The organism is Glycomyces albidus, assembly GCF_009451885.1.
In the GTDB taxonomy this organism is placed as follows: domain Bacteria; phylum Actinomycetota; class Actinomycetes; order Mycobacteriales; family Micromonosporaceae; genus Glycomyces; species Glycomyces albidus.
Window position 1 is genome coordinate 1 of record NZ_WIAO01000053.1, and the last position, 26,846, is coordinate 26,846.

Below are 26,846 nucleotides of genomic sequence, written 5' to 3' on the forward strand. Positions count from 1 at the left end.
CCATCAGAGCAGGAACGCAGAGCCGCCCTACCGGGCTGGCTCCACTTCTACAATCACCACCGAGCCCACTCCGCCATCGGAGGCCAACCACCCATCACCCGACTGAACAACCTCCCCGGACATCACAGCTAGGGCTCAGGACGGGCGCTAGGCGAGCTCCTTCGAACAGGTCATGACCCTCGCGACCCGCGAAGCTCGTGAAGTAAGCGCCGCACCAGGGGCACGCTCGAACGGCCCGCCGCTGAAGCGGCGGGCCGTTCGAAGCGTTCAGTCCGTGGACTTCGGGTGGCCGGTTCCCGCGTAGACGAGCCACACGGTTCGTGTCGAGTCGTCGATGAGGTACCAGAGCCGCCCGCCGCCGGTGACCTCGTACTGCCAGCGCTCGCAGACGACGCCTTTCCACATGCCTTCGCCGAGTTCTCCCTTCAGGCGGTGCTGCCTGGTGGGATTGGCCCGAGAGCGCGGGTCCGCCCGAAGGTCCTCCCAGGCGCGCCGAAGGTTTCCGCTCGCTTGCCGTTCGAGGTCGGCCCAGCCCTTGACCGCGGCGGCATCGGCGAATCTGAGGTCGAACTCGTGCTCGGCGGGAGGCGGGGCGACGCGGTCCCCTCGCTTCGGGCTCAAGCCTTCGCCTCCGGTTCCGGGACCGGACCGAGGTCGCCGCTCGGTCGCGCGGTGACCTGCCGGAAGAGATCGGGATCGGCGTGGATCTCGGCCGAGTGGCGCCACTGTTCCAGCAGAACGGCGATGGGGGCGAGGTTGCGAAGCGAAGCGGAGCCTTGAGCGACCTCGATGAGCTCGGTCAGCAGCAGGTCCCGATCGGCCTCCGGAAGGAACGTCGACCACGGGAGCGCCTCGGGGAGCACCCGCCGGATCGCGTCGGTCTCACCGGCTCGAGCGAGGCCGGCGAGCAGCCGGGAGGTGAAGTCGATGACCGTCGCATCGCGCTCGGTCTGGTCGGCCCGAACCAGGGCGAGGTCGTCGGCGCCACGGCGGCGCAGCGTGATCGATCGGACATCCTCGAGGCGGGCCGCGGTGGCCGCGGGCTGGTGGAGGAACTCCGAGAACGGCATCTCTTCGTAGAGCGCTGACATACTTCCACAGTACCGTGGAAGTCCGCGGCATGGAGGCCCGGACAGCGGCGTGGGGGGGGGGGGGGGGGGGGGGGGCCCCCCCCCCCGCGGGGGCCCGGGGGGGGGCGGGGCGGGGGGGGGGGGGGGGGGGGGGGGGCCCGGGGGCCCCCCCCCGACGGTTGCGAGTCCGGTGCTCGGGGCTAGTCGAGTCCGGCGGCGATGGCGTTCATGAGTTCGCCGTTGGGAGTGTCGCCGGAGAGCTCCCAGGAGAACGCGCCGCCGAGGCCCTGGGCGTCGAGCCAGGTCATCTTCGATGCGATCGTCGCGGGGGTGTCGTAGCTCCACCACTCGTTGCCGCACTTGGCGTAAGCGGTGCCGCCGACAGTGCCGGTGGCAGGGCATTCGGCCTTGAGGACCTCGTAGTCGTCGATGCCGGCCTCGTAAGTCCCCGGTGCGGCGCCGGTGGCGGATCCGCCCGGGGCCGACTGCGTCACGCCGGTCCAGCCGCGGCCGTAGAAGCCGATGCCCAAGAGCAGCTTGCTCGACGGGATGCCGAGCGACTTGAGTTTGGCGATCGCGGTGGCGCCGTCGAAGCCGGCGATGGGCTGGCCGCTGAAGGAGTTGAGCGGCGAGTGCGGGGCGGTGGGCCCGTCGGCGTCCCAGGCGCCGAAGTAGTCGTAGGTCATGACCATGTAGAAGTCGACGTACTGGGCCGCGGCGTCGTAGCCGCCCTTCTCGATCTTGCCGCCGGACGTGCCGTCGGCGGTGATCGCGGAGGTCACGAGCTGGTCGTCGCCGAACCGGTCGCGCAAGGCGCGCATGAGGTTCGGGTAGGCGCTCGTCCCGCTGGAGTCGCAGGTGAGGCCGCAGGCGTTCGGGTACTCCCAGTCGATGTCGATGCCGTCGAACAGGCCCTCCCAGCGCGGGTCGTGCACCAGGTTGTAGCAGGACTCGGCGAAGGCGGTCGGATTCTGGGCGGCCTGGGTGAAGCCGCCGGACCAGGTCCAGCCGCCGAAGGACCAGACGATCTCCAGGTCCGGGTACATCTCCTTGAGCTTGAGGAGCTGGTTGAAGTTGCCGCGCAGCGCCCCGGTGTCCCAGGTGTCGGCAACTCCGTCCACAGAGGACGATGCGTCGTAGAACTTGTCGATGGCCGCATAGGAGTCGCCCATCGTGCAGCGGCCGTTCTGGACGTTGCCGAACGCGTACACGATGTGGGTGAGGTCCTCGGCGGAGCCGGAGGTGACGAGGTTCTTCACGTGGTAGTTGCGGCCGTAGACGCCCCACTCGGTGAAGTAGGCCGCGTTGATCGCACTGCCCTGGCCGGGGTTGCCGGTGGGCTCCTCGGTCGGCTCGTCGGTGGGCTCCTGGCTGGTGGGCGGGTCGCCTCCGTCGGTGCAGGCGCCGAGGGACTGCCAGACGCCCCACTCGCCGGTGGTGCCGGGTTCTTCGTTGGTGGTCCACCACTTGGCGCGGTACTCCACGCCCTCGTGGCTGACCTGGTCGCCGCCGACGTAGATCTCCGAGGAGGCCCACGCGTCGGAGCAGACGGTCTCTGCCGATGCACTGAAGGGGTTCGCGACGGTGTAGATCAGGCCGGTCGTGACGACGGCTGCCGCCGCGGTCACGAGGGCGATCAGGCGCCGGGTCCTCAGTCGTCTCAATGTTCCTCCCAAAGGTAAAGAGACTTAACTGATAGGTATCTTTATTTTTATGGGAGGCGTCGGCCAAAGTCAAGCATTGAGATTGAAAAATTTCAATAGCGGCATTTTCACCGAAATGGGAGCGCGACCGCCGCGAACACGGACCGTCACCATTGGCTCGACGCTTTCGCGTTGCGGGCCTTCGCTATGGTGTTCAACGAAGGCAGGCAGGGCCGGAGGGGCGGATCCGCCGCGCACGTGCATCGTCACCGATGCGCCGCGCGGTGGACCCGCCCCTCGCTTTCCCGATTGCGATTCAAGGACATCGATCTGTAACAGCCAGCCGTTGCGCTTGAAACCGCGGAAGAGTAGAAGGCACACGAGCGCCATCACCGCCAGCGAGAGCGGGTACCCGAACGGCCAGTGCAGTTCCGGCATGTCGTCGAAGTTCATGCCGTAGATCCCCGCGATGATCGTCGGCGCGATCGCGATCGCCGCCCACGCGGAGATCTTCTTCGTGTCCTCGCTCTGCCACGTGTTGATCTGCCCCTGGTGTGCGGTGAGGACGGTCGTCAGCAGGCTCATGCACGTCTCGACCGCCGCGTCCACGCGGAGCAGGTGCCCGGCGACCGAGTCGAACCCCGCGTGCGCGAACACCGCCGCGCCCGCGCGCCGGCGCCGCAGGGCGCGCGCGAACGGCACCAGTGGACGGACGGCGTTCTGGAACTCGAGGGCCTCTCGGATGAGGAAGTAGATCTCCTGGTTGCGGTCGACGCGCTGCCCGGAGAAGACGTCGCGCTCCAGGGCGTTCACGTTCTCCGTGAGGCCCTCGACGACAGGGTCGTACCGCCCCACGACGGAGGCGAACAGCGCGTGGACGACCGCGGCGGCCCCGCCGGCCCGGAAGTCCGCTTCCCGGAGCCGTTCGCGCACTTCGGGAACCGGGTCGACGGCCCCGCGCCGGACGGTCACGAGCGACCGCCCGTCGGTGAGCATCGCGATCTCGCCCGTCTCGACCTGCCGGTCCGCCTCGACGTACCAGACGGTCGTGACCAGCAGCAGCACCGCGCCGTCGGCGATCTCCACTTTGGGGCGATTGTGGACGGCGCCGATCGGGAAGGCCCCGAAGCCGTCGAGACCGAGCGCGTCGAGCGCCTCTTGGATCCCGGGGGCGTCGGTCGAGCCGAAGTCGACCCACGCGAAGGCGCCTTCGGCGGCGGCGTCCGCCCGGAGGTCGCCGCCGCTCCCGCGCCGGTCCTCGCTCCCCTGGGCCGTGACCACGGTGTAGTCGATCATCCGCTCCCCCGATCCCGTCCGGTCCGAGTCTAGGCCCTGCCCGGTGCATCAGGCCGGTCGTTCTCCGGCCCGTCCGCCCGCTCGCCGCGCCGCCGGACGGCCCGGTTTCGAAGTCCGGTAGCCGGGTCGCCCGGAGCCTTGCGAGCGAACGGAATCGGAAACCGCCTCGCGCGCATCCCCGGACCCTGGGCGCGGATCCGCCCGGGTTCCGCGGACGGCCGCTCAGCCGCCGTAGACGATCCGGTGCGCCGCCTCGTGGGCGCGGCGGGTCAGGCGCAGGTAGTCGTTGAGGAACCGCTCGGTGTCGTCGCCGTACCCGAGGGTCTGCGCCAGCGCGGCGAGTTCGGGCCCCGAGCGCGGCAGGTCGTCGCGGGGGACGCCGCGGGCGAGCGTCATGTCGTTGCGCACCCGCGAGACGAACAGCCAGGCCTCGCGCAGGGACAGGAGGTCGGCGGCGTTGAGGTGCCCGGCCGCGGCCGCGGCCTCCAGGGCCGGGACGGTGCGGGTCGTGCGGATCGCCGGGACGTCGGCGTGCTCGAGCTGGAGGAGCTGCGCGGTCCACTCGATGTCGACCAGGCCGCCTCGGCCGAGCTTGGTGTGGCCGTTGGGGTCCGCGCCGCGCGGCAGGCGCTCGGAGTCGACGCGGGCCTTGACGCGGCGGAACTCGATCCGCTCGACCTCGGTGAGCCCGCCGGGCCGGTAGCGGACGCCGTCGGCGAACTCGGTCCACGCCGCGGCGAGGCCCTCGTCGCCGGCCACCGGCCGCGCGCGCAGGAGCGCCTGGCGCTCCCACAGGCGGGCCCGGTCGGCGTAGTAGCGGCGGTACGCGGCGAAGCTCGGCGCGATCGCGCCGCCCTTGCCTTCGGGCCGCAGGTCGAGGTCGATCTCCAGGGGCGGGTCGGCGGTCGGGGCGGCGAGGAGGGTCCGCACGGACTCGACGATCCTCGCGGCGGCCTTCCGCTCGCCGTCGCCGGAACCGTCGTGGACGAACACGACGTCGGCGTCCGAGCCGTAGCCCGTCTCGCGCCCGCCGAGGCGGCCCATGCCGACCACGAGCATCCGCGGGGCGTCGGTCAGCCCGCGCGAGCCGATCTCCAGGGCCGCTTCGAGGACGGCGTCGGTCAGGTCCGAGAGGGCCAGGCCCACGGCCTGGTCGTCGAGCAGCCCGAGGAGGTCGGCGGCGGCGATGCGGATGAGCTCGCGGCGGCGGATCGCGCGGACCGCGCCGATCGCGGCGGTCGGGTCCGCGTGGCGGGCCGCGGCCTGGCGCATCCCGGACGCGAGCTCGTCGCGCGGGCGCGGCGAGAGGTCGGCGTTGTCCGAGAGGTACCGGAGCGACTGCGGCACGTGCAGCAGCAGCGACGTGAAGTACCGGGACGTGCCGAGCAGGCGCGCGAGCCGGACCGCGGCGGGGCCGCCGTCCCGCAGCAGCCGCAGGTACCAGGGGGTCGTGCCGAGCTTGTCGGAGACCTGCCGGTAGGCGAGGAGGCCGCGGTCGGGCTCGGGCGAGTCGGCGAGCTCGTGGAGGACGACCGGCAGGAGGGCGCGCTGCACGGTCGCGGTGCGGGAGACGCCCGCGGTGAGCGTCTTGATGTGGGTGAGGGCGCTCGCGGGGTCGTTGAAGCCGAGCACGGCGAGGCGGCCGGCGGCCTCGGCCTCGCTCATGCGCAGTTCGACCGTGGGGACGCGGGTGACGGCGTCCAGGAGCGGCTTGTAGAGCAGCTTCTCGTGGAGGCGCCGCGCGGTCGTGGCGTGGGCGCGCCAGGCGGCGAGGAAGCCCTCGTCGGTGGTGTAGCCGAGGGTCCGGGCGAGGTGGTGGAGCGGTTCGCCGCCGTCGGGGACGCGGTGGGTGCGCAGGAGCCGCTGGAGCTGGAGCCGGTGCTCGACGGTGCGGAGGAAGACGTACGTGTCGGCGAGGTCCTCGCCGTCGCGGCGCGCCAGGTAGCCGCCGGCGACGAGCACCTCGAGGGCCTCCAGTGTGGACCGGACGCGGAGGGCCGGGTCGCCGCGGCCGTGCACGAGCTGGAGGAGCTGCACGGCGAACTCGATGTCGCGCAGGCCGCCGGGGCCGAGCTTGATCTCGTACCTGCGCTCGGCGGCGGGAACGGAGTCGACGACCTTGCGGCGCATGTCGCGGATGTCGGCGACGACGCCGGGCCGGTTCGCGGCGCCCCAGATGAACGGCTGCACTGCGGCGAGCCATTCGAGCCCGAGTTCGAGGTCGCCGGCGGCGGGGCGGGCCTTGAGGAGCGCCTGGAACTCCCAGGTGCGGGCCCAGTCCTTGAGGTAGGCGGTGTACGACTCGACGGTGCGCACGAGCGCGCCCGAGCGGCCTTCGGGCCGCAGCCCGGCGTCGACGGGCCAGGTCGCGGGGCCGACGATCTGGATCATGCGGGCGGCCTGGCGGGTGGCGAGGGCGAGGTCGCCTTCGGCGACGAACACGACGTCGACGTCGGAGACGTAGTTGAGCTCCTCGGCGCCGGTCTTGCCCATGGCGATCACCGCGAGCCGGGTCGCTCCCGGGTGCTCCTCGCGGGCGAGTTCGAGGCCGCGCGCCAAGACCGCGTCGGCGAGCCGCGAGAGCGCATCCGACGTGGCCCGCAGGTCGGTCGCGCCGGTGAGGTCGGCGGCCGCGATGCGGAGCAGGTTCTCCTTCCAGGCGGTGTTGAGCTGGAAGTGCCCTGCGGCGCGGATGCGGCCGAGGCCGGCGTCCTCGTCCTCGGTGAGCGCGGGCTCGGAGCCGGGGTGGGCGCGCAGGAAGTCGGCGAGGGCGTTGCTGGCCGCGACGACCGCGAGGCGCGCCTCGTCCGCGTTCAGGGCGTGCTCGCTGCCGGGCATCAGTGCTCGTGGAGGTCGAGGAGCGGCAGCGCCTTCTTCTCGCCGGCGGCGACCTTCGCGAACCGCTGGAGGATCGGCTTCCAGGTGGCGACGATGTGCTCGTCGACCTCGGCGGCCTTGGCGAGCGCCGCCTCGTCGAAGGCGCCGAACTCGGCGAGCTGCTCGGGCGTGAACTCGAAGTGGGACTGGACGCCCCACGCGGCGTCGCGGATGCGGAAGACCTCGAGGGCCCCTTGGGGCGAGGCCGCGAGCAGGGTCGCCTCCTGCGGGAGTTCGACGAGTTCCTGGCGGCGCCAGCGGATCACGTCGATGGTCATGGGCGCGGGCCCGAAGACGAGGTCGCGGCCGGCGGCGTCGCGCTTGGCGAGCATCCGCGGGCCGACGGGCTCGTCGCTGTCCTCGACGCGACCGCCGAACGCGGCGGCGAGGATGCGGGCGGAGGAGCAGATCGCCAGGGTGGGCGTCTGGTCTGCGACGGCGGTGGCCAGGAGTCCGGCGAGGTCGTCGCTCCAGTCCTTGCCGCGGCCGCCCCCGAGGGCGATGAGGGCCTCGTGGCCCCCGGCCGAGTACGGGACGGCCTCACCGAGGTGGGGCCGCACGGTGTCGAGCTCCATGCCGGCCTCGGCGAGCCATGCTGCGGCCCGGCCGAGGCCCTGCTGCGGATCGTTCTCGATAAGGAGTGCGGTGGTCACTCCCCAATGCTAATCGGTCAGAGATTGATGTAGCGCTTCCGCTCGAAGGCCGTCACCTGGGTGCGGTAGTCCTCCCACTCCTGGCGCTTGTTCTTCAGGAAGTAGTCGAAGACGTGCTCGCCGAGGACCTCGGCGACCAGTTCGGAGGACTCCATCTTGTCGAGGGCCTCGACCAGGTTGCCCGGGAGCGGCTGGTAGCCGGCGGCGGTGCGCTCGGAGCTGGTGAGCGCCGAGACGTCGTCCTCGGTGCCCGGGGCCAGCTCGTAGCCCTCTTCGATGCCCTTGAGGCCGGCGCCGAGGAGCACGGCGTAGGCGAGGTACGGGTTGGTGGCGGAGTCGAGCGAGCGGATCTCGACGCGGGCCGAGTTCGGCTTGCCGTAGGCCGGGACGCGCACGAGCGCGGACCGGTTGGCCTTGCCCCACGAGACGTACGAGGGCGCCTCGGAGATCTGGCCGGGCAGCGGGCTGGAGAACAGCCGCTTGTACGAGTTGACCCACTGGTTCGTGATCGCGGTGAACTCGGGCGCGTGGCGCAGGAGCCCGGCGATGAACGCCTTGGCGGTCTTGGAGAGCCGCTGCTCGTCGCCCGGGTCGTGGAAGGCGTTGTCCTCGCCTTCGAAGAGCGACAGGTGCGAGTGCATGCCCGACCCCGGCTGGGTCGTGTACGGCTTCGGCATGAAGGAGGCGTGGACGCCGTTGGTCAGCGCCACCTCCTTCACGATGTGCCGGAAGGTCATGATGTTGTCGGCCGTGGTCAGCGCGTCGGCGTAGCGCAGGTCGATCTCCTGCTGGCCGGGCGCGACCTCGTGGTGCGAGAACTCGACGGAGATGCCGACGCGCTCGAGGGCGAGGATCGCCTGGCGGCGGAAGTCGCGGGCCACCGAGTGCGTGGTGTGGTCGAAGTAGCCGCCGTCGTCGACGGGCTCGGGCTTGGAGCCGTCGGCCTCGCCGTCCTTGAACAGGAAGAACTCGATCTCGGGGTGCACGTAGAACGTGAACCCGCGGTCGGCGGCCTTGGAGAGGGCCCGGCGCAGCACGTGGCGCGGGTCGGCCCACGACGGGGCGCCCTCGGGCGTGAGGATGTCGCAGAACATGCGGGCGGACTCGCCGATGCCGCGGCCCTCGAACGGGAAGACCTGGAACGTGGTCGGATCGGGCATCGCGACCATGTCGGACTCGTAGACGCGCGCGAAGCCCTCGATGGCGGAGCCGTCGAAGCCGATGCCCTCCTCGAAGGCGGACTCGAGTTCGGCGGGGGCAACGCTCACGGACTTGAGCGTGCCGAGGACGTCGGTGAACCACAGCCGCACGAAGCGGATGTCCCGTTCTTCGAGCGTGCGCAGCACGAACTCCTTCTGCCGTTCCATGGCGTACTCCTCTGTCCTGGGGCGGCAATTGTCTCACCCGATTATGTCGCCGAAGTTAACCCGGCCGGACCGACTCCAAAACGTGAGAGGAGGTACATTCGGGAGCGTGTTCGCAGGTGAGATCAAACAATTGTGGCGCTACCCGGTGAAGGCCCTCAGGGGCGAGTCCCTGCGCTCGGCGGTCGTCGACTTCGACGGCATGGCCGGGGACCGGGTGTTCGGCCTGTACGAGCCCGGCACCGACAAGGCGGTGTGGGGCGGCAGCCACCCGAAGCTGATGGGCTGGGAGGCGGCCTACCCGGCGCAGTGCGGCTGCGCCGACTCCGCCGCCGGCGACCCGGTGCTCTACGAGCCGGGCGGCGCGGCCTGGGCGTTCGACGACGCCGCGCTCCCCGATCGGCTGGCCGCGACCGTCGACGCCGACAAGGGCGTCGAGATGCGCAAGGTCAAGCGCGACTACGGGCGCATGCTCGTGATCTTCGAGGCGAGCCTGCGCCGGCTGAGCGAGCAGCTCGGCCGCGAGATCGAGGCGGCGCGGTTCCGCCCGAACGTCGTCGTCGAGGCCGACCTGGAGCCGTTCGCCGAGTACGAGCTCGAACGCGGCATGCCGATCCGCTTGGGCGACAACCAGTTCACCCTGCAGAAGCCGTGCGAGCGGTGCGTCCTGCCGAGCTGGTCCCCCGACGGCTCCAACGAGCGCGACAAGGAACTCCACCGGCACATCATCACCGAGCTGGACAACCACTTCGGCATCTACGTGCGGGTCGCCGAGCGGGCCGTGATCCAGGTCGGCGACCCGATCTCGGGCTGACCGCCCGGCGGCGCCCGCCGCGCACCGGAAGCGGCCGCTCGGCGGCGCCGGCGGCGTCCCTTCGACACGGGGACGCCCTGAGCCGGGGATCGGTCGGCTCAGGGCGCACTCCCAGCATAAACGCCGGGTGCGACATGCTGGGTTCACGAGCCCGTGACGCGCGTGACGCTCACATGCACGCGGCTTCAGTTCTCGGTCGCCCACCGGTGGATGAACGGGTACAGGTCCTCCAGCCGCGGCCCCGAGACGGTGGCGCGCGGCCACGGCCGGCCGTAGTGGTCGATGTACGCGGTCGCGCAGCCGCGGTCGGCCGCGGGTGCGAGGTCGTTCACGGGGATGTCGCCGACGCTGAGGATCCGCTCGGGCTTGCGGTCCTCGAGGAAGCCGTCGAGCATCGCCTCGAGGCCGACCGGCTTGGCGGCGTCGCCGACGACCCGGTCGAACAGGCCGTCGAGTCCGAGCCGGTCGAGCACGGGCTCCAGGCTCGCCTCGGGGGCGTTCGTCACGAGGTGAATCTCGATCGAGCGCGGCAGGGTCCAGATGAACTCCGCGAAGCCCGCGGGGGCCCAGACCGCGAAGTCCCCGGCGGCCATGAGCGCCCGGGTGGCCTCGTAGTGGGCGGCGCGGACCGCGTCGGGGACGCCGTACTCGCCGGCGAGGCGGCGCACGGCGTTGTCGGCGTCGTAGGCGTCGAAGGTGGAGGCGGTGGTGGGCTTGCCGGCGACGAACGCGGCGTGGGCGGCGAGGAAGGCGCGTTCGTCCTCGGGGTCGAGTTCGGCCGCGACCAGGCGGGCGTAATGGGAGGCGTGCTCCGACCCGAGCCGTACGGTGCCGTCGTAGTCGAAGAGCAGGATGGCGTCGTTCACGTACTGAGACGCTACGCGAACGGCCGCCTTCCCTACCAGGGGAAGGCGACCAGACTCACGGGTATTCGGAATGCCGACTCTCGAGCGCGGGTCCTATTCGAACCCGTGCTCCTTCGCGGGGAACTCGCCGGCCCGGACCTCGTCGGCGTACGCCTTCACCGCGTCCTGGAGGACCGACGCGAGGTCGGCGTAGCGCTTGACGAAGCGCGGCGGCCTGCCGCGCCGCAGGCCGGCCATGTCCTGCCAGACCAGGACCTGCGCGTCGGTCTCGGGTCCGGCGCCGATGCCGACCGTCGGGATCGGGAGCCGCTTGGTGATCTCGGCGGCGACCGAGGAGGTCACCATCTCCAGGACCACCGCGAACGCGCCGGCGTCGGCGACGGCGTGCGCGTCGGCCTCGATCTCGGCGGCGTGGGCGTCGCGGCCCTGGACGCGGTAGCCGCCGATCGAGTGCTCGCTCTGCGGCGTGAACCCGATGTGGGCCATGACCGGGATGCCCGCGTCGGTGAGCGCCCGGATCTGGGCGGCCATGCGGCGCCCGCCCTCGAGCTTCACGGCGTGCGCGCCGGCCTTCATGAACCTGACGGCGGTCTCCAGCGCCTGCGCGGGCCCGGCCTCGTACGAGCCGAACGGCAGGTCGGCGATCACGAGGGCCCGCTGCGTCGAGCGGGCCACGGCCGCGACCAGCGGCAGGAGCTCCTCGACCGAGACCTGGAGGGTGGTCTCGTAGCCGTAGACGTTGTTCGCGGCGGAGTCGCCGATGAGCAGGGCGGGGATGCCGGCCTCGTCGAAGAGGGCGGCGGTGTACTGGTCGTAGGAGGTCAGCATCGCCCACTTCTCGCCGCGCTCTTTGGCTTCGATGAGGTGGCGGGTGCGGACCCGCTTGACGGTCTTGCCCGGCCCGTACAGGCTCGGGATCTCGTCGGCGCCGCTCGCGGCGGCGGGGGGTGTCGATGCAGCGTTCTGCACAGAAGACGTCATCGTCGTGGCTCCAGAATCTCCTCGTGGCCGGCTCGCCGGTCCCCGGGCAACTACCTGACCAAAGTAACGCTCATCGATATCCATGTCACGCGTCAGGAACCCCGATGTGACAAATCACCCCGGGGGGAGCCCCCGGGGCGACGCGTCTACGCCTGGCCGCGGAACCAGTTCGTGATCGGCAGGCGCCGGTCGCGGCCGAAGGACTTCACGGTGATCTTGGTCCCCGGAGCGGACTGGCGGCGCTTGTACTCGGCGAGGTCCACCAGGCCGGCGATGAGCGAGACCACGTCGGCCGGGTAGCCCTGCTCGACCAGGTCCTCGCGGCCGGCGTCCCCGTCGACGTACCCGGCGAGGATCCCGTCCAGGACCTCGTAGTCGGGCAGCGAGTCGGAGTCCTTCTGGTCGGGCCGCAGCTCCGCGCTCGGCGGCTTCAGGATCGTGTTCTCCGGGATCGGCTCGACCTCGCCGAGGCTGCGGGCCTTCTCGTTGCGCCAGGCCGCGAGCTCGTACACGAGCGTCTTGTAGACGTCCTTGATCGGCGCGAACCCGCCGACGGCGTCGCCGTAGATCGTCGAGTAGCCGACGGCGTACTCGCTCTTGTTGCCCGGCGCGAGCACGAGGTGCCCGTGCTGGTTCGACAGGGCCATGAGCAGGGTCCCGCGCACGCGGGCCTGGAGGTTCTCGACCGCGAGCCCGGAGACGGCGACCTCGGAGAGGTAGGCGTCGACGATCGGCTGGATCGCCTCGACCGAGTAGTGCAGGCCGCAGCGCCGCGCGAGCTCGGCGGCGTCGTCGAGGGAGTGCGAGGACGAGTACTGGCTCGGCATCGAGACGACGTGGACGTGCTCGCCGCCGATCGCGTCGCGGGCGAGGACGGCCGTCAGCGCCGAGTCGATGCCGCCCGAGAGGCCGAAGACCACCGACTTGAAGCCGTTCTTGCGCACGTAGTCGCCCAGGCCGAGGCGCAGGGCCTCCCAGATCTCCTCGAGCCGGCCGAGCTCGGGCGCGAACGGCGGCTCGACGCGCGTCTCCACGGTCACCGGCTCGGTCGAGAGCACGTGGAGCGAGGCGCTCATGGCCGTCGCGGAGTGGTTCGCGAGGTCGCCGCCGGCCGCGGCGGGCAGTTCGAGGTCGGTGACCAGCAGCTCGGACCCGAAGCGGCGGCCCGAGGCGAGGATCCGGCCGTCGGGCGCGGCGATGAACGAGCCACCGTCGAACACCAGCTCGTCCTGGCCGCCGACGATGTTGAGGTACGCGATGGGCGCGCCGGCCTCGGCGGCCCGGTCCTTGACGATCGCGAGCCGCCGCTCCTGCTTGCCCTGCTCGTACGGCGAGGCGTTCACGTTGACGATCAGGCCCGCGCCGGCCTGCGCGGCCGCAGTGATCGGCACCCCGCCCCACAGGTCTTCGCAGATCGTGAAGGCCACGTCGATCCCGGCGATGCGCGCGAGGTGCAGTTCGTGGCCCGGAACGAAGTACCGCTCCTCGTCGAAGACACCGTAGTTAGGGAAGTGGCGCTTGTAGTAGCGGAACAGGACCTTGCCGTCCTGAATCAGCGCAAGCGCATTTCGGATGCCGCGTCCGCCCTTGGGGCCGATGTTCGAGGGGACCGGGCCGTCGGCGTCGAGGTATCCGACGGCGACCGGTAGCGCGCCGTTCCCGTCCTCGGCGATCTCTCGAGCGAGCCGCACGAGGCGCTCGCGGCTGGCCTCGACGAAGGAGTGGCGCAGGGCGAGGTCCTCGACCGGATACCCGGTGAGGGACTGCTCGCCCGTGGCGAGGAGGTGCGCACCCGCGGCGGTGGCGGCGGTCGCGGCGCCGCGGATGAGGTCGGCGTTGCGGTCGAGGTCGCCTACCACCGGGTTGTCCTGGGCGAGTGCGATACGGAGCGTCGGCATGCGCCTATTCTTCCGCGTTTCCGCGCCGCACGTCATGTGACTTGCGCGAAGTCCGCTTCCTCGAGCGGTTACAGGGACCGGACCAGCAGGACAACGGACAGGACGAGCCCGTAGAGGACGATCGCCAGGCGCAGCGGGCGCTCGGGGATCCGCTGGAAGACGCGGGCGCCGACGTAGCCGCCCAGGAAGGTCGCGGGCACGAGGACGCCGATGGCCCACCAGGCGACGTCGGCCCAGACGCCGTACATGACGCTGGTGACGACCCCGACGATCATCGTGCAGAAGTTCTTGAGCGCCCCGATCCTCACGAGCTTCTCGGAGACGCTCATGGCGATCACGGCCATGAGGATGAGCCCGAGCGCGGCGTTGAAGTACGAGCCGTACAGGCACCCGGCGAACACGCCGGCGTGCAGGGCGAGCGGGTGCAGGTCGCGCCCGCCGTTGCGGGCGGTGACCGTGCGGTTGATCCAGGGGCCGACCGCCATGAGGAGGGTCGCGGCCAGGACCAGGTACGGCACGATCGCCTCGAACACCGAGTGCGGGGTGTTCAGCAGCAGCAGCGCGCCGCAGACCGAGGCCGCGAGCGCGGTCGGGACGAGCAGGAGCGCGCGGCGCTTCTGCGGCAGCAGATTCTCGCGCGATCCGACCGCGGCGGCGGCGTACGCGGGGGCGACGGCGATGCCGTTGGTGGCGTTGGCCTGGAGCGCGGGCACGCCGACGGCCATCAGGGTGGGGTAGGTGATGAGCGACCCGCCGCCGGCCACGGCGTTGAGGCCGCCGCCGAGCAGGCCCGCGAGCACCAGCAGGGAGACCTCGAGCAGATTCATGGCCCGGACAGCGTACGCTTGATCGCTGGGACGAGATGGCCAGGCGGTCGCGGCAGTGACGGGAGACCGTCATTGTCGAGGAACGTCCGGACTCCACAGGGCAGGGTGGTTGCTAACGGCAACCCGGGGCGACCCGCGGGACAGTGCCACAGAAAGCAGACCGCCGGCTTCGGCCGGTAAGGGTGAAACGGTGGTGTAAGAGACCACCAGCGCCGCCGGTGACGGCGGCGGCTCGGTAAACCCCACCCGGAGCAAGGTCAAGAGGCGCCGTAAGGCGCTGCGCGAAGGCCCGAGGGCGGCCCGCCCGAATCCGCAAGGGTGCCTTCGCGGGTAGACCGCTCGAGCGCACCGGCGACGGTGCGCCCAGATGGATGGCCGCTCAACGACAGAATCCGGCGTATCGGCCATCTCGTCCCCTAGACGTGAAACCAGAAAGGGTGTTCACCTGCGGTTTTACAGGCGAACACCCTCCTTTTTGGAACTGAGCTTGCCTTCTGGGCCGTCGCTGGGCCGTCAGGCGCCCCAGGCGTCGTCGAGGAGCTGTCGGCCGCGGCCTCGACTGTTCGGCATCAAGTGCCCGTAGACGCGAAGCGTGAAGCCAGGATCCTTGTGCCCGAGGAAGTCGGCCAGGGCCCGGATGTTCCCGCCGTTCTCGAGGAACATGCTGGCGTAGAAGTGGCGAAGCGCGTGCGTCCCGGTGTCCTGATCCGGCCCGAACGCCGTGTTCACGATGCCCTTCTTCCAGGCTCCCGGATTCGTCATGAACGTGCTGCGGTGGATTGCAGCCTTCCGCAGGTTGGTGAACACCAGCCGGAATGTCACCTCCTCACCGTCGAGTTCACCCCACGGCAGCATCACCTCCTGGGGAGGGAACCGCTCCATATGTTCCTTGAGCGCCGCCGCGACGAACCGCGGAAGCGGCACCGTCCGGACCGAATCGCGCTTCGGCGGCGCGAAGATCCGCTTCGAGCCCAGCAGCTTCACTTGTCGGCGCAGGTCGATTTCCTCAGCCTCGAAGCGAATGTCCTCGACGGCCAGGCCGAAAATCTCGCCAATCCGGAACCCGCAGCCCGCACCGGTCGGCACCATCGCTTGGTAGTGGCCGGCGAGCTTCGACTGAACGGAGCTGAGCTGTTCCCGGTTCCACGGCACGACGAGGCGATTCGCCGCCCGAGGTTTCTTGAGACTCTTCGCCTGGCACGGGTTCGAGCGGATGAGCCGGTCATCTACCGCCGCCTCAAACATCGAGTTGACGTAGATAAACAGCACCGCCTTGGTGGATTCCTCAAGGTCCAGATTCGCCAGCCATGAGCGGATCGTGCTCGTAAGACACGCCTCCAACGGCCGCCCGGTGAAATAGGGAATGAAGTGCTTCCCCATCCGACGATTGACCTGCTCTTTGGTGGCGGAGTCGCCGCCGAGGCCCTTCAACCACTCCTTCGCGAACGCCCCCGTGTCGGTCTTCCCGCCCTCGGGATCGATGTAGGTCCCTGCCTTCACCTCGATCTCAATGCTGTTCAGGAAGTCCTTGGCGTCTTCCTTCTTGCCGTCCGGGAACGACTTCGATCGCTCAGCGCCCTGCGGATCGATGTAGCGAACGCGGTAGCGGTTCCCGATGCCGTGCCGGGCCGTCTTCACCCGCTTCCGCTTGCCGGCCTCGTATACGACTTTCCACCAGCGGTCTTCGACGTGCGCCATCAGGCGACCTCCCCGCCACACTCTTCGAACCAGCGGATCACGTGGCGAGGGTGGTACCGAAGGCACCGGCCCATCCGCGCAGCCTTGGGGCCGGTCTTCTTCTTGCGCCAGTACCGCAAGGTCTCAACCGGAATCTTGAGGAAAGCGGCCGTCTCTTCGATGGTCCAGAGCGGTTCCATCACCGCACCTCCTCAGAGACGGCCGGGCAACCGGGGCGGTCGGTGGCGATGCTGCCGAAGGTGTCGAGGTCGAGCCATTTCGAGGTGAAGATGCAGCCGAACGGGCACCCGACTACCTCGCAGGACAGAACCGTGCGGTCGTGACCGTTATCGCGGTATGTGGCACCGCAGTCGGTGGCCTCCAAGGCAGCTTCAACTGAGGGATAGACCTCAATGTCGAACAGCCGGTCCCAATGGGCCTCGATGCGTTCACGGAGCCGGTCATCAGCAACAACCAGCGGGTACTTCTTGCTCATCAGTGCTGACCTTTCCTGTTGTCGCGGTTGAGCTTTCGTTCGAGGAGCGTCTCGGCGATGGCTTGGGCGTATTCGCGTTCGGCGTCGGTGTCGTGGCCGAAGGCGACCGCTTCCCAGTCGTTGACGACGAGCACGTCGGCCTCGTCGACGCCGAGCGCTTCGAGGGTTTCGGCGAGGCGGAACCGGGCCCGGATGTTGCGCAGCTCGCCGAGGGTGGTCGACCAGGCGCGGGACTTGCTCAGGAAGTGGCCCCGGAAGCCGAGCATGTGGGCCCAGCGGCGCAGGTTCAGCTCGGCGTACTCCTCACGGCCGCCGAGGTCCCAGGCGGTGCGCATCATGGCCTTGTGGTGCGCCGAGACCGGGAGCCGGTCGATGTCCTCGCCGGAGCGGAGTTTGCGGTCCGGGCCCTCGTGGGCGCCGGTGGACTTGGTCGCGTACTTGGCGATGTAGGAGGCCAGGCGGGATGACTTGATGTCGCGTTCCTCGCCGACCTCGCCCGGACCGGCCGCCGCGGTGGTGATGTCCTTCAGATCGAGCTGCGACCCGAACCGCAGTTCCAGGACCTCACCGCCGGGGCGAGCGACGTCGAGGACGACGGCGGAGGCGGCGTCGCGGATGGCGTCGGCGAGGACTTCCTTGGTGGCCCACGCGGGGGGCCGGGTCGAGGGGCCGTCGGGTCCGTCGAGGCGGATCGCGGCGTGGAAGTGGACGAGCCCTCGCCGCTGGTATTCGGCGACCTTGGCGTAGGAGAGCCGGATGGCGTCCTTCAGCTCGGTGACGGTCATGCCGGCAGCGGCCGCGAGTCGGCGGCGTAGGGCGATCGTGAACCGGTGCCACAGCTTCCCGGCGTGGGCCTGCCACAGGACGGCCGCTTCGTAGTCGTAGGTGGCCGGGTCGGTGGCGGTCCCGAGTCGGGTGTCGGCCTCGCGGTGCCATTCCCCGCACGAGCACGGCCGCCGGAGCCGACCATCGGGCCCGGTGACGCGGGTGTGGACCGCGCCGAACGAGGGCGGGGTCAGGGTCGCGAAGAACCGGGGACGCGAGGCAACGTCAGCAGCAATGCCTTTGGCGGTGTCGCCGTCGAGCCCGGCCCGGATCAGATGGAACGCGTCCTCGGCATACCACTGCGAGCACGCCGGGCACAGGGCCTCGCGACGAGTCCCGCACGGCGCCCACACCGAGCCAACCGTGGACTTCAGCACCTCGCCGGTGCCCTTGTGCGTGATGGTCGAGGAGCCGCGCAGCTTGACCGGAGCGGCGCAGCCGTGGACGGACGCGACTTTCGTCTTCCAGAGCCGGAAACCCGGCCGGGTGACCAGAGCCCGTAGCTCGGCGTCGGTGTCGGTAGTGTGCATGGTGAGATTCCTGCTTTCTGCTAGCGGAGAGCACAAAGCCCGGACCAGGTGCAAGCTGGCCCGGGCTTTCGCGTGCTCGGATCGGATCGGATCGGTTGCGGCTCAAGCGGTCACGGCGAGAACGACCGTGATGAAGGCCAGGAGTCCGGCCGCGCCGGTGAGCGCCATCGCGGTGCGCAGCCACCGGAACTTGACGGCGGCGATGCGGTTGACGAGGACCGCTTCAGCGGCAAGACGCTCGATCTCCTCTTCCTCGGTGAGCGTCCTCGCGGCGTTGATGAGTTCCGGTGCGTTCAGGGTGCGGAAGGAGTTGCCGGTGCGCGGCCACAGGACAAGCCCGAGGAACGCGACGGCGACGAACGCGAGACCGGCAGCGGCCCAACCGGTGAGGGCGGCGGTCCCGTCGATGCCCGCGAAGGCACCGGCCGCGACGCTGGCGGCGATGGTGGGGACGAGCCCGGAGGCGAGGACTTGGGCCTTGCTGTCGGCGACCGCTGTCTGCGACCGGGCGTAGTGGCCGCGCGCGTCGAGCTTGGACATGACCCTTAGGGGGCGGTTCACGTGTGGCTCAGTGGTGATCATCGAAACCTGCTTTCTGTTGCGGTGGTGAGGAATCGGGGCCGGGCGGGAGCGGTGGAATGCTCCCGCCCGGCCGGTTCGGGCTACGCCGGTGCGTGTGCGGCGGCGTAGAACTTGGCGGTCTGCTCAGCCATGGCGGCGGGCAATTTAATAACGGCCTGGACGTCGGTGGCGGTGATGGTTCGGCCGGCACGGGCGAGCTCGACGGCCTTGGCCTCGATCGATTGCGCGATGTGGGCGGGCAGCTTCGGCGGCGTCACGTGCGAAGGCGGCGTTACGTCGGGGCTGGAGACCGTCAGTGGCGGCAAACCCGGGGAGACCGGGGCCGGAGTCGACGGGGGGGCGGGAAGCTCGGCTTCGAGGCTCGCGACGGTGACCGGCGGTGAGACCGGAGCCGGGCGAGTAGACGCCTGCTTGGCAGCTTCGGCTTGCTTGTCGGCGGCGGCCGCGAGTGCGGCGATCTCGGCGAGGATCTTCGCCCGGGCCTGCCCGAACCGGTCTTGCACCACGGGCATGACCTCGGCGAGGCAGAACACGAGCGCCGGGAACGCGACGTGCAAGACCTTCTCGACGGTTGATCCGCCGAGGGAGGAGAGGATGTTCATGATCAGTGTCGAACCGAGCAGGGCCCATTTGGTGAAGGAGACCCAGTTCGAGTCGATTCGGATGCCGCGCATGAGCATTGCGGCCTCCCAGCGGAGGACTGTGATGAGCATCCCGGCAAGGGCCGGTTCGACCGCCCACGCGCCCCACCACATCGGGTCGGTGACCGTGAGCCCTTCGGCGATGAAGTCGTGCACGCCCACCGTCGTGTAGCCGAGACCCACGGACAGGAAGAACCACAGCGCCCCCGTGATCGAGGATCGGAACCGGTCCAGCTCCACGACCTTCAGGTACGGGTCGTCGGCGATCCGGTGAACCTGCCGGGCCTCCCTGACTTTCTCCCGGAGCTTCGCGACCTTCCGCGCTTCCTCCTCTTCAGATGGTCCGTCGTGCTGTTTCGTTGCAGCCATGAGGGTTTCCCCTCCTCTCTTGGTTGTGGCTCAGGCGACCAGGCGCAGGTGCGAACCGCCCTGCTCCTCGTCCTCGGCGCGCTCATCGAGCACGTACTTCACGAGCGCTTTCAGGTCCTCGTCGGTGGCGTAGGCGGCGCGGACACGAACCGGGGTGCGGGTGCGCTCGGCGACCTTGAAGCCGATCCCGGCCGTCTCGGGGACGTTCGCGATCTCGTCGGCCAAGGCCCCGCGCGTGCGGGCGCCGTCGCCGAGGACCATCTCGGGGTGAATGGCGGCAGTGACCCGCAGGCAGACCCGGAGCGTGAACAGGTCCCGCACCGGCACCGTGTCCTTCGTCGGTTCCTGGACCGCGCCCCACATCAGGTGCCCGGTTGCGCGGCCTTGGGAGCCGACCAGGGCCATCCCTTGGCGGTTGCGGGCCATGCGGACCCGGTCGGAGGCGTAGGCCAGGACCGCGCCCAGCTCATCAACGATGAGGATGTTCAACGGCGTCTCAGGGCTGGGCGTGAACTTGCGCAGCCCCGATTCCTGGAGCTTCGCTTGCGTGGCCTGCTGGTTTTCGAGGAACTCGGAGACGACCTCAGCGGAGGCTTCCTCGCCGGAGGCGTACCGGTGGGCGATCGGCGCGGCCACGTTCAGCTCGACCTGTTTGGGGTCGCACAGCCACAGCCGGACCGAGCCCTCGGCGATCATCGGCGCGAGCGTGAACAGCGGCGCCCACAGCACCGAGTTCTTCCCCGAGCCCGTCGCGCCCGCGATCAGGATGTGCTTGTCGGAGACATCCTCGGTCCATTCGCGGCCGAACTCGTCGAACCCGAAGTGCACCGCCGACAGGTCGACCTCCTCGACCGAAGCTGGGATAGCCGGGGCCGGGATGGTGTAGGTGAAGGGCTCGCGCCTTTGGACGACGAGGGCGAGCTTGGTCGGGGCGACCTTCTCGACGGTGACTCGCTCAGCGTTGAAGCAGGCTGCCAGCACCTCGGCGGCGTCCATCCAGTGCTTGACCGTCTGGCCCTTGAGGATCTTCACCCACACCGTTTCCACTGCCGACGAGTACGAGCGCAACCGCAGAATCCGGGGCACCAGCAGCTCAGCCGTGGACGGGTGTTCGCGGACCAGTCCGGCCTCGCGCATGTTCCGCCGCCAGCCAGGCCCGGTGTAGGTGGCCGACAGCCACCGGCGGCGCAGGTTCCGCAAGTGCGGCAAAGCGATCCGGTCGAACGTGTCCGGGTGGGCCCGGCCCCAGGCGATCGCAGCAGCCAGGCCGGTCCCGGCAGCGGCGGCGGTGACCTCGGGCGCCGTCATGCCGGCATAGCCGAGTGCGGGGACCCCGAGCGAGAAACCGGGGTGGCGAGCGGCCCAAGCGGCGGCCTTCCATTCCAGGCCGGTCTTGCGATTGGAGTTGGACTTCTTTTCAGGCATAGCAGATACCTCCCGCCTTTCGGCGTGAATCGTTGCGTGGCTTAGTGATTGGTTGGAGTTCGGCGGATGTGACCGCCCCCTCGGACCCCGTGACCCGAGGGAGGATCAGACCGGCCGAAGCCGCGTCTAGAGCAGGTCGAACAGGTCGTCACCGTCGGGGGTGAACCGGGCCGCTTCATCGAGCAGGACCGACAGCACCGCGACCGAGCCCGCGAACCGGGTGTGCGCGGCGTTCAGACCCAGCCCCTTGTCAGGGACCTTCTTCATCGACTCGCGCAGGTTCGACATGGCGACGTGCAGGCCCATGTTGATGTCTTCGGCCTTGTTGCGTGTGAGCATTCGTTGTCTCCCTTGACTTCCGGAGCCTGCTAGAGGCTCCACTCCCAGGACTTGAGCTTCGATTCGTGGCGGACGATGGCGACCCGCAGCGACGCGAGGTCGGCGTAGGCCTCAGCGAGGGCCTTCTTCAGGACCTCCTTTTCCACGGCCTGCCACGCTCCCGAGGAGCCCTCGGGGACGTAGTCGGTGATGGCCTTCTCGGCGTCTTCGAAGGCGAAGCGGACGCCGTCGAGGTTGCCCATCAGGGCCGCGTACTTCTTCGCGGATCGGGCGTTGACCCCGAGCCAGTCGATCTTTTCCATCGGCAGTGACCTCCAGTCGTGTTGCCGAACTGGGCACCGGGCGGTGACCACAAACCCCCACCACCGAAGCTCGGTCGATGGGGGAATGACGCCACCGAGCAGCGTCTTAGGCGCGGAAGATGAACCGCGCCCACGCCCGGCGGATGAACCAGACGTTGAGCGAGAGCGAGCCCAGCAGCGCCAGGCTCAGCACCGCGATGAACAGTTCCACCCACACTCACCTCCTTTCTTTCTCGTTGCGGCCCTTCACATCGACCAGCCCTGGACGAGCTTGGGCATCCCTTGGGCTTCCTCGGCGCTCACGTAGCCCCAGACGGTGAACCGCTGCCCGAACTTCAGGCAGTCGGCCTGGAGCTTCACTTCCCCGGCCCCGGCCGGTTCGGCCTCCACGGTCCCGTCCCCGAGGACATCGGCCCATTCGGCGACCGCGTAGCGGACCATCGTGACCAGGTAGCCCCGCGGGCACCCGTAGGTCCACCGCCATTCCCACGGCAGCGGGAGCCCCGGCACCTCGCGGGCGAAAAAGTCGTTGAGCTGGTGGGTGGCGAACTCGTCGCCCGCCTCCCGGCCCGGCCGGTTCGTCTCCTGCTTGATCAGGCTCGCCATGCGCGACTCAGCGTCGGCCCACTTGGCGACCTCTCGTTTCTCTTTGGCGTGCAGCGTTTCTCGCATCGCCTCAGCTCCTTTCATGATTGGTTCGGGCCGTTCACAGCAGCCCGGAGGGATTGAGCCGGAACCAGGTCTCGGCGTCCCGTTGCTCGGCGACGCATTCGACGTGGACGACATGACCGCCCAGCAGATGCCGGGCGTACAGGGCCACCTCAGGCGGCGGCCCGAACTCGAAACCGGGGTCGGCGCCGGTCGCGTCGCACCAGTCGGCGAAGTCCCGCACCGCCCCGAAGCCCTCGAAGACCCCGACCAGGCCGGCATGACCGGCGACCCAGCGGGGCTGCACCGTCCCGGCAGGCACCACCGCAGCGAGGGCCCGCCGAAACAGCGCATCCACTTCGCCCGGGTGGCGGTCACGCGCCACGCGGGCGACCTCAGCGGCAATCGCGCCCGTCACCACAGGCCGTGCGCTTCCGCCTCTTCGTCAGAGACGTAGACGCAGGCATGGACCTTGACGCCCTCGATTTGGACGACCGTGAACACCTGTGTCCAGGTACTGCGCCGGTTGTCCTCGATCTCGATCTCGCCGCCGAAGTGGTCGGCAATCCAGCGGAGATCTCCGAGCGTGTCGACCTTGGCCTTCAGCTCGAACTGCCCTCCGTAGTAGCGCGGCTCGACCGACCCCAGTGCCTTCAACTTCTGGTTCACCAGTGATCGAGCCTCAACCTCGAACGGCTTGAACTCGCGAGTGAACATCGAAGCGAACTCGCCCATACAATTTGCCTACCCTTCGGGTAACCCGCACATCGACGTTCGACGTGCACAAACCCCCACGGAGATCTTTAGCTCCTTCCTTGTGCCCGTGGAGGAATGAACCCGGCGACCGCGACACGGAGTGTCTATTGCGGACGGCGAGTCAGCCCGGAAAAAGGCAAGCTCAAACACACTGTTGAATTCAGTGACAACTCACCAGCGAAGGGACCCGCGCGACATCCCGTCTGCACGAATCGCACCTCACCGGTCTCGCGCCCTCGCCGGACTCAAACCGGCCGCCCCGTCAAAACCCGGGGGAAGGGCCACCAGGCAGCGCCAGCTACCCGGATCAGTCGTTGGCGGGGACCAGGCCCTCGGCGCGGAACTTGAGCCCGACGTACCGGTCGCCCTTGCCGTTGGTGAAGTCGGAGAGCGAGACCGTGGGGCGGTCGAGCTGGACGTAGGTGCCCTCCTCGAACTCCTGCTCCGGCTCGCGGGTGAACTCGACCTTGATTTCCTCGCCCTTGGCGCGCTTCCCGTGCGGGCCCGCCTCGCGAGGCTTGGCGAACAGCGAGACCACGTAGATCGGGTCATCGGTGCCGTAGACGGTGGCGATCCGGGTGTTGCCGACGTCGTCGGTGAAGGACTTGACCTCGGGCAGCTCCGTGACCATGAGCTTGTAGCCAACAAGGTTGCAAGGAATGTTCTGCATGTGAGTGACCTCTTTCCGATGCTCCCCGGGGCCATCCCTGGGAACGAACCGGGATCGGTTGACCCCGAGGGCCAAATCTGGCCTAAGCCAGTTTGGCTTAGGCCAGTTATATCACACACGATCTCGGCGGCGCAACCATCTGGCTCAAGCCAGTTGGGATATGCTGGCGAGCGAGGTGAAAGAGATGAACGAAGAAGCGCCACAAGCAGCAGAAACGACGAATGAAGCAGTGGAGCAAGACCTGCCCCCGCGCCGTGTCATGGCGAACAAGCTGCGGGCCGACATCCTCAGCGGGGACCTCCCGCCGGGCAGCCCCCTGCCGTCGCAACGGGAACTGGCCGAAAAGTACGGCGTCGCCCGCAACACCGCCGCCGAAGCCGTCAAGATCCTGGAGTCAGAGGGCCTGATCGAGAGCCGAAACCGCGCCCGCCCGAAGGTCCGCGAACGGCGCCGCCTGCTCCGACTCGGAGCCGAGCGGTACTCCAACCGTCTGCGAAACGAGACCGGGCTTTCGCCCTTCCGCGCCGAGGTCGAGAAGCAGGGCAAGACCGCTCGCGTCGACTGCACCTCGATCGAGCGCGTGGCGGCACCCGAGGAGATCGCCGAGCGCCTGGACCTCCCCGCCGACGACGGGACCGTGGTCCGCCGCGAGAACTGGTACTTCGCCGACGACGAGCCCGTGCAGGTCGGCGTCACCTACATCCCGTGGGCGATCGCCGAGGGAACCGTTCTCGCCACCTCCGCGAACATGGGCAAGGGCAGTCTTTACGCGCGCTTCGAGGACCGAGGCCACCGCATCACCTGGATCCGCGAGGAGATCGGCTCCAGGATGCCGACCCCCGAGGAGACCGAACGCCTCGCCATCCCGGCCGGCGTCCCTGTCATCGACGTCATCCACACCGGCATCGACCAGGACGAGAAGCCCTTCGAGGTCACCACCTTCACCATGCGCGCCGACCTCAACGGCCTTGACTACCGCATCCACATCGAGGACTGAATGAGCCCCCGCCTCGCCGGAACCGCCCGCGTCGCCGCCCTCGCACTCCTCTGGGGCTCCGGTTTCCTCTGGATCAAGATTGGCCTCGAAGGCTTCACCCCTGTCCAGATCACCCTCTTCCGTATGGCCCTCGGCGCGGCGGTCCTCCTGGTGATCCTGCGCTTGAGCGGCCTGCGACTCCCCCGCGACCGTAAGACCTGGGGCCACCTCACCGTTGCCGCGTTCTTCGGCAACGCCCTCCCCTACCTCCTCTTCGGCATCGGCGAGCAGACCGTCTCCTCGGCAACGGCTGGCGTCATCAACGCGAGCACCCCGCTCTGGACGGTCCTCGTCGCCGTCCTCGCCTACCGCAACGGCACCTCAGCACGACAGAACGCCTGGAGCCTCATCATCGGCTTCGCAGGCGTCCTACTGATCTTCTCACCCTGGAACCACACCTCAGAGATAGCAAGCTGGGGTGGCCTTGCCTGCCTCGGAGCTGCCGCGTCATACGGGATCAGCTACGTGTACATCGGGAAATTCCTCGTCAAGAAAGACCTCGGCGTCCTCCGCATGGCCACAGGCCAACTCATCTGCGCCACCGCCCTCTCCATTGCAACGGTCCCCCTCCTGGGATGGACACAACCAACCTGGAAACTTAGCCCAGTCCTCGCAGTCCTCATCCTCGGATTTCTCGGAACCGGCATTGCCTATATCCTCAATTACCGAATCATCACTGATGACGGCCCCACCGCAGCCTCAATCGTCGTCTACCTCTTGCCAGTGGTGGCAATCTCGCTCGGGTTTACAGTTCTAAAAGAAATAATCGAACCTCAGTCCCTTATAGGTGTGAGCATGGTTCTGATAGCGGCCAGGATAAGAAGACCGGAAGCTCGTCCGCCAGGCAGGTAATCAGGTTCGATCGTTCCCAACAATCGCACGAACTCGTTTCAAGAACTCTGAAGTATCGAGAAAATAGTTCGGATAAGCCGCACGAAGACCCGCTACGGAGTCAACTTTCACCAAGACCACATCTCGCATCACTACTTGTATGTTATCCGAGCCAGTTGCGGCTTCCGCAGCATCGAATGCCGCGGTAGCTTCCGCGAGATTACGGAAAGTAGTAATCTCCAGGATTGATTCGGAAATATCCAATTGCAGGAGGTAGAATTTTCCGACCTCTGTTGCTGCTCCGGTGAGATGCAAACCCGCTCGGTATGCCTCTAGCCTCTCGATGATCTTGAGCTTATCAGCAAGCTCACGAATTTCCGCATATACACTTCCAATATCGTCAGGCACACCAGGCGGAAACGCCCCACCTTCCTCTTCGGCAATCGCCGCGCTCATTAGAGCAAAGAAGCGCAAGAATTCGTCTGGCCCAAGACTAGATTTGAGCGAATGCTTCGTAAAGGTCCCGACCGTTTCTACAGCCGTAGCCCACGCATGCATTAGCCTGGAACGCATCTGTAGTTCAATGCGCAGGTTGTTGTACTCAGTCTTTTGATCACTCTGGAACTTGTAAACTAGATGCACCCCGCGATATCCACTTGGTTTAGGTTTCGCTATGTAGTCGTCATGCGTAATCAGCTTATGCTTCAGTCTCAGCTTGAGGAATTTCTGTTCGAGCAAGCGAACTTCAGGCACCGATGGCAGGACCGCTCGCGCACCTCCTAGGTCCTGCATCTGCGTGAGCTTCATGTTTTGGTGTAGCTCCAACTTCAGCCGGATGGAGGGCAGCCTTTTGATCCTTCGCGCAACCAGAGCATTTGGATCAATCACACGGGCGTGCTTTCGCAATGTCATTACAAGGGTATTTAGCGGGAAGCTATGAGAGCTACGCCAATTATTGATAACTACTCGCGCTTCCGCACGCACCGCAGGCTCGGCCGTTGGATCAATGAATGCCTTGCCTGCCCTGTCAACGGTCTTCCGATTGTTCTCTGGGACATTCCATTTGCTCGACATGTGGAAAGACTAGCCCATCGCAAACCGTTGCCCTTCACGTACAGGCATGCCCAACCTTTGCCCTTCCAGCCTGCAGACGGCAATCAGGCTCAGTATGCTGTGTTCAAACTTTCTATACGTCATCAAGGGCGCGCTGCGCGCGCCTGGCGCGCGCCGCTCGCCGCCGCCCGGGGGCCCGCCTCCGGCACCCCAGTCGTCGGCGGCGTCGGCGCCAGCGAGACGAACTAGATGTGATGTTCAGGGACGTTGTTCCGTGGTTGTAGCGGATTCGTCTGACAGGTGAAGGCCTCCGGTTGTGAAGTGGAGCTGCTGAATGCACTGCTTCACGACCTGGAGGCCTTCATGTCCCACGCTAA

Annotated in this window: 27 protein-coding genes, 1 other RNA gene and 2 pseudogenes; 5 read left to right on the plus strand and 25 right to left on the minus strand. The window is 68.3% G+C overall.

What is annotated here, in order from left to right; genetic code table 11:
- Window positions 1–132: pseudogene (locus GFD30_RS24475) on the plus strand (integrase core domain-containing protein); the annotation flags it as partial.
- 135 nt (window positions 133–267) lie between these two features.
- On the opposite strand, the gene GFD30_RS24480 reads toward GFD30_RS24475, so the two are convergent.
- The 7 genes and pseudogenes from GFD30_RS24480 to glnA all read right to left on the minus strand — a co-directional run bounded on the left by GFD30_RS24480 (window position 268) and on the right by glnA (window position 8,906).
- Window positions 268–621 carry a type II toxin-antitoxin system RelE family toxin gene (locus GFD30_RS24480; protein WP_153027777.1) on the minus strand — a complete coding sequence of 118 codons (354 nt, stop codon included), beginning with the start codon at window positions 619–621 and terminating at the stop codon, window positions 268–270.
- Window positions 618–1,091, minus strand: a complete 474-nt coding sequence (locus GFD30_RS24485; RefSeq protein WP_194202103.1) for a hypothetical protein — start codon at window positions 1,089–1,091, stop codon at window positions 618–620. The genes GFD30_RS24480 and GFD30_RS24485 overlap by 4 nt, the downstream gene beginning before the upstream one ends.
- A gap of 179 nt (window positions 1,092–1,270) precedes the next feature.
- On the minus strand, window positions 1,271–2,734 hold the full coding sequence (locus tag GFD30_RS24490) for a glycosyl hydrolase family 18 protein (protein WP_227997024.1): 1,464 nt from the start codon (window positions 2,732–2,734) through the stop codon (window positions 1,271–1,273).
- A gap of 69 nt (window positions 2,735–2,803) precedes the next feature.
- Window positions 2,804–4,009, minus strand: coding sequence for a CorA family divalent cation transporter (locus tag GFD30_RS24495; protein WP_153027779.1), 1,206 nt, complete (start codon window positions 4,007–4,009; stop codon window positions 2,804–2,806).
- A gap of 222 nt (window positions 4,010–4,231) precedes the next feature.
- Window positions 4,232–6,805 (minus strand): annotated as a pseudogene (locus GFD30_RS24500) (bifunctional [glutamine synthetase] adenylyltransferase/[glutamine synthetase]-adenylyl-L-tyrosine phosphorylase); the annotation flags it as partial.
- A 41-nt stretch (window positions 6,806–6,846) separates the two neighbouring features.
- Complete coding sequence (locus GFD30_RS24505; RefSeq protein WP_153027781.1) at window positions 6,847–7,539, minus strand: type 1 glutamine amidotransferase; 693 nt, start codon at window positions 7,537–7,539, stop codon at window positions 6,847–6,849.
- A gap of 17 nt (window positions 7,540–7,556) precedes the next feature.
- Window positions 7,557–8,906, minus strand: coding sequence for a type I glutamate--ammonia ligase (gene glnA, locus GFD30_RS24510; protein WP_153027782.1), 1,350 nt, complete (start codon window positions 8,904–8,906; stop codon window positions 7,557–7,559).
- Window positions 8,907–9,012: 106 nt separating this feature from the next.
- Between glnA and GFD30_RS24515 the strand changes: the two genes are divergently transcribed.
- The gene (locus GFD30_RS24515; protein WP_194202104.1) at window positions 9,013–9,717 is read left to right on the plus strand and encodes an MOSC domain-containing protein; all 705 of its coding nucleotides are present in this window, start codon (window positions 9,013–9,015) and stop codon (window positions 9,715–9,717) included.
- Between the two features lie 185 nt (window positions 9,718–9,902).
- Here GFD30_RS24515 and GFD30_RS24520 read toward each other — a convergent pair whose 3' ends face one another.
- The 4 genes from GFD30_RS24520 to GFD30_RS24535 form a co-directional block, all read right to left on the minus strand.
- Window positions 9,903–10,583, minus strand: coding sequence for an HAD family hydrolase (locus GFD30_RS24520; RefSeq protein ID WP_194202105.1), 681 nt, complete (start codon window positions 10,581–10,583; stop codon window positions 9,903–9,905).
- Window positions 10,584–10,676: 93 nt separating this feature from the next.
- Window positions 10,677–11,564: a 3-methyl-2-oxobutanoate hydroxymethyltransferase gene (gene panB, locus GFD30_RS24525; RefSeq protein WP_153027785.1), complete on the minus strand. Its 888-nt coding sequence runs from the start codon at window positions 11,562–11,564 to the stop codon at window positions 10,677–10,679.
- A gap of 146 nt (window positions 11,565–11,710) precedes the next feature.
- Complete coding sequence (locus tag GFD30_RS24530; protein WP_153027786.1) at window positions 11,711–13,462, minus strand: NAD+ synthase; 1,752 nt, start codon at window positions 13,460–13,462, stop codon at window positions 11,711–11,713.
- 68 nt (window positions 13,463–13,530) lie between these two features.
- Window positions 13,531–14,289 carry a sulfite exporter TauE/SafE family protein gene (locus GFD30_RS24535; RefSeq protein WP_153027787.1) on the minus strand — a complete coding sequence of 253 codons (759 nt, stop codon included), beginning with the start codon at window positions 14,287–14,289 and terminating at the stop codon, window positions 13,531–13,533.
- 31 nt (window positions 14,290–14,320) lie between these two features.
- Here GFD30_RS24535 and rnpB point away from each other — a divergent pair.
- An RNA gene (rnpB, locus tag GFD30_RS24540) (RNase P RNA component class A) lies at window positions 14,321–14,705 on the plus strand.
- Between the two features lie 97 nt (window positions 14,706–14,802).
- Here the strand turns inward: rnpB and GFD30_RS24545 are convergent.
- From GFD30_RS24545 to GFD30_RS24605, 13 genes are all read right to left on the minus strand, one after another.
- Entirely contained in the window at window positions 14,803–15,987 is a 1,185-nt protein-coding gene (locus GFD30_RS24545) for a tyrosine-type recombinase/integrase (protein WP_153027788.1), read from the minus strand.
- Complete coding sequence (locus GFD30_RS24550; RefSeq protein ID WP_153027789.1) at window positions 15,987–16,166, minus strand: helix-turn-helix domain-containing protein; 180 nt, start codon at window positions 16,164–16,166, stop codon at window positions 15,987–15,989. Before GFD30_RS24550 ends, GFD30_RS24545 begins: the two co-directional genes overlap by 1 nt.
- Window positions 16,166–16,462 (minus strand): hypothetical protein, encoded by a 297-nt coding sequence (locus GFD30_RS24555; protein ID WP_153027790.1) that lies wholly within the window; start codon window positions 16,460–16,462, stop codon window positions 16,166–16,168. Before GFD30_RS24555 ends, GFD30_RS24550 begins: the two co-directional genes overlap by 1 nt.
- On the minus strand, window positions 16,462–17,817 hold the full coding sequence (locus GFD30_RS24560) for a replication initiator (RefSeq protein ID WP_153027791.1): 1,356 nt from the start codon (window positions 17,815–17,817) through the stop codon (window positions 16,462–16,464). Before GFD30_RS24560 ends, GFD30_RS24555 begins: the two co-directional genes overlap by 1 nt.
- Before the next feature lie 102 nt (window positions 17,818–17,919).
- Window positions 17,920–18,357 (minus strand): Pycsar system effector family protein, encoded by a 438-nt coding sequence (locus GFD30_RS24565; protein WP_153027792.1) that lies wholly within the window; start codon window positions 18,355–18,357, stop codon window positions 17,920–17,922.
- Window positions 18,358–18,479: 122 nt separating this feature from the next.
- A complete protein-coding gene (locus GFD30_RS24570) occupies window positions 18,480–19,409 on the minus strand; it encodes a hypothetical protein (protein ID WP_153027793.1) in 930 nt (309 codons plus the stop codon).
- A 30-nt stretch (window positions 19,410–19,439) separates the two neighbouring features.
- Window positions 19,440–20,834: an FtsK/SpoIIIE domain-containing protein gene (locus GFD30_RS24575; protein ID WP_153027794.1), complete on the minus strand. Its 1,395-nt coding sequence runs from the start codon at window positions 20,832–20,834 to the stop codon at window positions 19,440–19,442.
- 126 nt (window positions 20,835–20,960) lie between these two features.
- Window positions 20,961–21,173, minus strand: a complete 213-nt coding sequence (locus GFD30_RS24580) for a hypothetical protein (protein WP_153027795.1) — start codon at window positions 21,171–21,173, stop codon at window positions 20,961–20,963.
- A 29-nt stretch (window positions 21,174–21,202) separates the two neighbouring features.
- Window positions 21,203–21,475 (minus strand): hypothetical protein, encoded by a 273-nt coding sequence (locus GFD30_RS24585; RefSeq protein ID WP_153027796.1) that lies wholly within the window; start codon window positions 21,473–21,475, stop codon window positions 21,203–21,205.
- Window positions 21,476–21,721: 246 nt separating this feature from the next.
- On the minus strand, window positions 21,722–22,147 hold the full coding sequence (locus GFD30_RS24590; RefSeq protein WP_153027797.1) for a hypothetical protein: 426 nt from the start codon (window positions 22,145–22,147) through the stop codon (window positions 21,722–21,724).
- A 34-nt stretch (window positions 22,148–22,181) separates the two neighbouring features.
- Window positions 22,182–22,508 carry a hypothetical protein gene (locus GFD30_RS24595; protein WP_153027798.1) on the minus strand — a complete coding sequence of 109 codons (327 nt, stop codon included), beginning with the start codon at window positions 22,506–22,508 and terminating at the stop codon, window positions 22,182–22,184.
- 29 nt (window positions 22,509–22,537) lie between these two features.
- Window positions 22,538–22,858 (minus strand): hypothetical protein, encoded by a 321-nt coding sequence (locus GFD30_RS24600; RefSeq protein ID WP_153027799.1) that lies wholly within the window; start codon window positions 22,856–22,858, stop codon window positions 22,538–22,540.
- 328 nt (window positions 22,859–23,186) lie between these two features.
- The gene (locus tag GFD30_RS24605; RefSeq protein WP_153027800.1) at window positions 23,187–23,549 is read right to left on the minus strand and encodes a hypothetical protein; all 363 of its coding nucleotides are present in this window, start codon (window positions 23,547–23,549) and stop codon (window positions 23,187–23,189) included.
- A gap of 259 nt (window positions 23,550–23,808) precedes the next feature.
- Between GFD30_RS24605 and GFD30_RS24610 the strand changes: the two genes are divergently transcribed.
- Both GFD30_RS24610 and GFD30_RS24615 read left to right on the plus strand, forming a co-directional pair.
- Entirely contained in the window at window positions 23,809–24,546 is a 738-nt protein-coding gene (locus tag GFD30_RS24610) for a GntR family transcriptional regulator (protein ID WP_153027804.1), read from the plus strand.
- Entirely contained in the window at window positions 24,547–25,437 is an 891-nt protein-coding gene (locus GFD30_RS24615) for a DMT family transporter (protein WP_153027801.1), read from the plus strand.
- On the opposite strand, the gene GFD30_RS24620 is transcribed toward GFD30_RS24615, so the two are convergent.
- Window positions 25,438–26,490: a RelA/SpoT domain-containing protein gene (locus tag GFD30_RS24620; protein WP_153027802.1), complete on the minus strand. Its 1,053-nt coding sequence runs from the start codon at window positions 26,488–26,490 to the stop codon at window positions 25,438–25,440.
- Window positions 26,491–26,846 lie beyond the last annotated feature (356 nt).

Bases quoted from the DNA above. Each gene is read 5' to 3' on its own strand.
- GFD30_RS24485 (WP_194202103.1), bottom strand. From the start codon at position 1,091: ATGTCAGCGCTCTACGAAGAGATGCCGTTCTCGGAGTTCCTCCACCAG.
- GFD30_RS24495 (WP_153027779.1), bottom strand. From the start codon at position 4,009: ATGATCGACTACACCGTGGTCACGGCCCAGGGGAGCGAGGACCGGCGC.
- glnA (WP_153027782.1), bottom strand. From the start codon at position 8,906: ATGGAACGGCAGAAGGAGTTCGTGCTGCGCACGCTCGAAGAACGGGAC.
- panB (WP_153027785.1), bottom strand. From the start codon at position 11,564: ATGACGTCTTCTGTGCAGAACGCTGCATCGACACCCCCCGCCGCCGCG.
- GFD30_RS24530 (WP_153027786.1), bottom strand. From the start codon at position 13,462: ATGCCGACGCTCCGTATCGCACTCGCCCAGGACAACCCGGTGGTAGGC.
- GFD30_RS24535 (WP_153027787.1), bottom strand. From the start codon at position 14,289: ATGAATCTGCTCGAGGTCTCCCTGCTGGTGCTCGCGGGCCTGCTCGGC.
- GFD30_RS24545 (WP_153027788.1), bottom strand. From the start codon at position 15,987: ATGGCGCACGTCGAAGACCGCTGGTGGAAAGTCGTATACGAGGCCGGC.
- GFD30_RS24550 (WP_153027789.1), bottom strand. From the start codon at position 16,166: ATGGAACCGCTCTGGACCATCGAAGAGACGGCCGCTTTCCTCAAGATT.
- GFD30_RS24555 (WP_153027790.1), bottom strand. From the start codon at position 16,462: ATGAGCAAGAAGTACCCGCTGGTTGTTGCTGATGACCGGCTCCGTGAA.
- GFD30_RS24560 (WP_153027791.1), bottom strand. From the start codon at position 17,817: ATGCACACTACCGACACCGACGCCGAGCTACGGGCTCTGGTCACCCGG.
- GFD30_RS24565 (WP_153027792.1), bottom strand. From the start codon at position 18,357: ATGTCCAAGCTCGACGCGCGCGGCCACTACGCCCGGTCGCAGACAGCG.
- GFD30_RS24570 (WP_153027793.1), bottom strand. From the start codon at position 19,409: ATGGCTGCAACGAAACAGCACGACGGACCATCTGAAGAGGAGGAAGCG.
- GFD30_RS24575 (WP_153027794.1), bottom strand. From the start codon at position 20,834: ATGCCTGAAAAGAAGTCCAACTCCAATCGCAAGACCGGCCTGGAATGG.
- GFD30_RS24580 (WP_153027795.1), bottom strand. From the start codon at position 21,173: ATGCTCACACGCAACAAGGCCGAAGACATCAACATGGGCCTGCACGTC.
- GFD30_RS24585 (WP_153027796.1), bottom strand. From the start codon at position 21,475: ATGGAAAAGATCGACTGGCTCGGGGTCAACGCCCGATCCGCGAAGAAG.
- GFD30_RS24590 (WP_153027797.1), bottom strand. From the start codon at position 22,147: ATGCGAGAAACGCTGCACGCCAAAGAGAAACGAGAGGTCGCCAAGTGG.
- GFD30_RS24600 (WP_153027799.1), bottom strand. From the start codon at position 22,858: ATGGGCGAGTTCGCTTCGATGTTCACTCGCGAGTTCAAGCCGTTCGAG.
- GFD30_RS24605 (WP_153027800.1), bottom strand. From the start codon at position 23,549: ATGCAGAACATTCCTTGCAACCTTGTTGGCTACAAGCTCATGGTCACG.
- GFD30_RS24610 (WP_153027804.1), top strand. From the start codon at position 23,809: ATGGCGAACAAGCTGCGGGCCGACATCCTCAGCGGGGACCTCCCGCCG.
- GFD30_RS24615 (WP_153027801.1), top strand. From the start codon at position 24,547: ATGAGCCCCCGCCTCGCCGGAACCGCCCGCGTCGCCGCCCTCGCACTC.
- GFD30_RS24620 (WP_153027802.1), bottom strand. From the start codon at position 26,490: ATGTCGAGCAAATGGAATGTCCCAGAGAACAATCGGAAGACCGTTGAC.